This window comes from Variovorax robiniae (assembly GCF_037889955.1).
Lineage (GTDB): Bacteria > Pseudomonadota > Gammaproteobacteria > Burkholderiales > Burkholderiaceae_C > Variovorax > Variovorax robiniae.
This window is the reverse complement of sequence record NZ_JBBKZS010000066.1, coordinates 1-3,554: the sequence shown is the minus strand read 5'-3', so window position 1 is coordinate 3,554 and position 3,554 is coordinate 1. Positions and strand designations below refer to the sequence as shown.

Here is a 3,554-nt window from a genome sequence, read left to right as displayed (position 1 = left end):
GTCGGCCTGCTCGCCCGCGGGCATGGGCTTGCCGAAGTCCAGCACGAGGAGCGTCTGCGACAGGCGCGTGGCCGTGATCTGCTCGATCTCGTTGCGATGGCTCTGGCCGACGGCCAGCACGGGGAAGGCGTGGCTGCGGCCATCGGCGTCGTGGTACACGAAGCTGGACTGGCCTTCACGTGGGCCACGCGGTGCTTTGGCGATGTCCACGCGACTGCTGAAGGGGGTGGTCCAGCGCGCACCCAGCTTGCCCTGGTCATACGCCACCAGGTCGCTGCGGTAGGCCCGGCGCCAGACGATGGCCAATGGCGCGGGCAGCACGAAGTCGGTGTGAGTGAAGCTCTCCGTGCCGAGGGCGAAGTTGATGGCGCGTTGGGTAGAGATAGGCGGGTAGGGGCAGGTGCCACCGTCGCCGTAGGCCTTGGCCTGTACCGCCACAGTTCCCAGCGGCGTGCCGGGCTTGACGGCCGACGCCTGCGCACCATGCGCGGGCGGGATGGAAGCGCCCAGTTCGACCTTCTTGCGACGGACAGCCGCCAGCAGCTTGCGCATGAGCCACTTCAGGCTGCGTTCTTCCTTCTCGTTGGCCAGTTGCGTGAGCTTCTTGCGGAAGTTGCCTTTGAAGTCCGCGAGGCTCGTGATCACATCGTTGATGCGGCCAGTCACGCCCTCGGGCAGCCGACTCGCCGCGGCCCTGTAGACGAAATTGGCCGTCTGCTTGCTCATGCGCACCGCGGAGCTCCACAGGCTGGCCCAGGTGCCTTGCACGCGCGGGTCGTGGACCTTGGCTGCCGGCGTTGGCGGGTTGACGTTGAAGAGATCCTCCTGGCCGATCACGCGCTTGAGGATGCTCGTCAGGTTGTCGACGATGGCGTCGCAGAGGTCTGCGCACCTCTTCAGCAGGTCGTCCAGCAGGCCGATGGCTTCCTCGATGTGCTTGTCCAGCGTGCCCGCAAGCGTCGCGTTCAGGTGCGAGGTCAGCACCGTGATGAGTGCCTCGCCGAGGTTGGAGGTGGTGTTCCGGAGTTGCTGGCGCACCAGGTGCAGGGTCGGCCGCAGGCTCATGCGAGCGGCGGCCATGTTCACCGGCAGCGGAATCAGCCCGATCAGGTTGATGCCCAGGCTGACCCAGTTCATGAACTCTTCGACGGAGTCCTTGGCCTTCTTCTCGACGATGACGATGACGTCGACGAAGACATCGACCAGCGCCATGATGTTGCCGACCACGGGGATGCTGCCGAGCACCATGGTCAGGCGCTCCAGCGTGACGTAGCCACCGGTGAAGCCACGCAGCCAGTCGTCCACGAACTTGCTGGCCGCGGCGATGTCCTGCGGGGCGATGGTGTCCAGTGGCGCGACGGCCTTTTGCCGCTCGCGCTCCTTCGTCTCCGGCACTGGTGCCGGGGCTCCCTGTTCTGACATTTTTTTGTTCTATCCCTGAATCAAATGCACTGCCGATTTCAATGATCGGCACCCGGTCCCTGAATCGCATCCCTCAAGGACCCCTCCCCTGCTCACCTGTGCCGGACCTGCCAACCCTCTCTGCAGGACAGCGCGCCCACCGAACTACGTCTTGGGGTCAAACGCAATGAAGGCGAGGCAGCCTGGGTTCTTTTCACGAAAACCGAATGACAACTTGCCCCAGGATTCCAACGAAGAGTAGCTTGTGGCCTCCTCGAGAGAACGGCCGCGAGGGACGCCCGTCCTCTCAAGTCTTGCGTAGTGTCTTTGGACACTTTCCAGGGGCACGCACGTCCCGGTCAGATCAACAACGAGAAACCCCGGATGAACTCCGGCGCGCTTGATGCGCAAATCGACCTTCGATATGACGATTCCTTCTCGAAGCGGCAAATCCCCACCCCGATAAAAGTGAAACACGTCGTTGCTTGACTCGACTTCTGTCAATTTTGAATTGATCGCAAGCTCTATTTTCTCTCTGGTATAGGGTGCACGATTCTTCAGCGTGTCAACCAACTCCCATAGTGACAGGGGAGTGTTCTTGAGTGAATCATTCATCGTTTTGGTGACTCCGGTGTTCGCATAGCCAAACAGCGTCAATCCTGCAAAAATTGCCGTGGCCAGCTTGAAGGTACTATTTTTTCCCACGTGTCTTCCCAGGGTAGTAGCTCCCGTAGTAGTCCGCGTAAGGCTGGTTTGTTGTCGAAGTCATTTCGTTGTTTCCGAATATCTTGCCAATGGAGTTGATGGCGGTTTGCGTGTTCTTGTCGCCAAGAAACTTGTCATAGACCGCGTTGTAGGCAGCATGATTCTTTGAATCACCCGCAATTCCGATGTCTGGGCCTCCATTGGCGATGATTTCTCTCTGAACCTTTATGTTGTTGAGGGTTGCCGCGCCCTCGTCGGCCAGACAACCATTCACATATGCAGCTTTCGATGACAAATTCTCCTTGTACGGGTAGAGCGCGTGACCAGCCTCGTGAGCCAGGACTTGCGTCGCCTGGGTCGGATCCTCCACCAGTGCGCCATCAAGGTTGATGATTTTTGCGGCCCTGTCGGCATACGATCCCTTGCCGACTTCCCCATAGTCAATCGACCAGCCTGCGGTCTTCAACTTTTCCAAGTCCTTCTGCAGCGTTGGCGACTTGGCCACCAACGCGTCCACGCCTCCACCCAGTTTCGAAGACGGGATGCCGCCCTTTGGCGCTGCAATGGATGGCGCTGGCGGGCTTGGAGGCAAGTCGCTTCCGCCAAAATCCCCCGCCCACTTCTCCGAATCCGGAAAGTGACTCGCCTCATCCCACGGATCCCTCGGATCCTTGCCGAACACCACCTTGGCCGTGCCGATCGGAAGCCCCGCCACGCTCGCAAAGCCCTGCGCATCCAAGCTGCCCGAGTGCACCCCGCCCTCGGCATCGGTCACCGTGTACTCCCCCTGCTTCACACCCTGGCGCTTGTCCCCATCGGGCTTGAGGTAGTGGTTGAACAGGTCGAGTTGCCCCTTGCCCAGCTTCATCGTCTCGGGCAGCGTCGGCGAACCCAGGCTGTTGGGCCCGACGAGACTGTGCACGGACGCATGCTCGCGCCACAGCCCCTTGGTACCGTGCTCGATGCCGCTGGCGCTCCACTTGCTGTAGCTGGTGCCGCCATTGATCAGCACCTCCTCCTTGGCCGTGATGCTGATCTTGTTGGCCTCGACCTTGATGTCGAGCTTGGCAATGACGTTGATGCAGTTCTTCAGCGCCTTGATGTCGATGTCCGCCGCCGCGGCCACCATGCGGATGCCCTTCTCGAAGGCGGCGATGCGCACCGCGTCCTTGGAGCTCACGAGGAAGCTCTTGCCGGTGCTGACGCTGGTGTGGCCACCGCTGGTGAAGGCGTTGTGCTCGTTGCTGGCCAGGTGCGTGGAGCCGCCCGTGGTGGCCTCGATGCCCGCGGGGCTGGCCAGCACCAGGTGCGGTTCATTGAGTTCGGGGAACTGGCCTTGGGCCTTGTCGCCGCCACTGCCCTTGATGGCATCGTTCTGGGCCTTCAGGGCCTGGGTGACTGCATCCTGGTCGCCCGACTCGTGGGCCTTGGCCTCCTGCGCGGCTTCC

The 3,554-nt window shown here is 61.5% G+C and carries 3 protein-coding genes; all 3 read right to left on the bottom strand.

The features are described 5' to 3' along the window. On the bottom strand, positions 1–1,422 hold a 1,422-nt coding region (locus tag WKW79_RS36690), incomplete at its 3' end, for a DUF6531 domain-containing protein (protein WP_340340141.1). 144 nt (positions 1,423–1,566) lie between these two features. Beyond that, positions 1,567–2,106: a hypothetical protein gene (locus WKW79_RS36685; protein ID WP_340340140.1), complete on the bottom strand. Its 540-nt coding sequence runs from the start codon at positions 2,104–2,106 to the stop codon at positions 1,567–1,569. Continuing rightward, positions 2,093–3,409: a DUF2345 domain-containing protein gene (locus tag WKW79_RS37200; protein ID WP_479694204.1), complete on the bottom strand. Its 1,317-nt coding sequence runs from the start codon at positions 3,407–3,409 to the stop codon at positions 2,093–2,095. Before WKW79_RS37200 ends, WKW79_RS36685 begins: the two co-directional genes overlap by 14 nt. Positions 3,410–3,554: the final 145 nt, after the last annotated feature.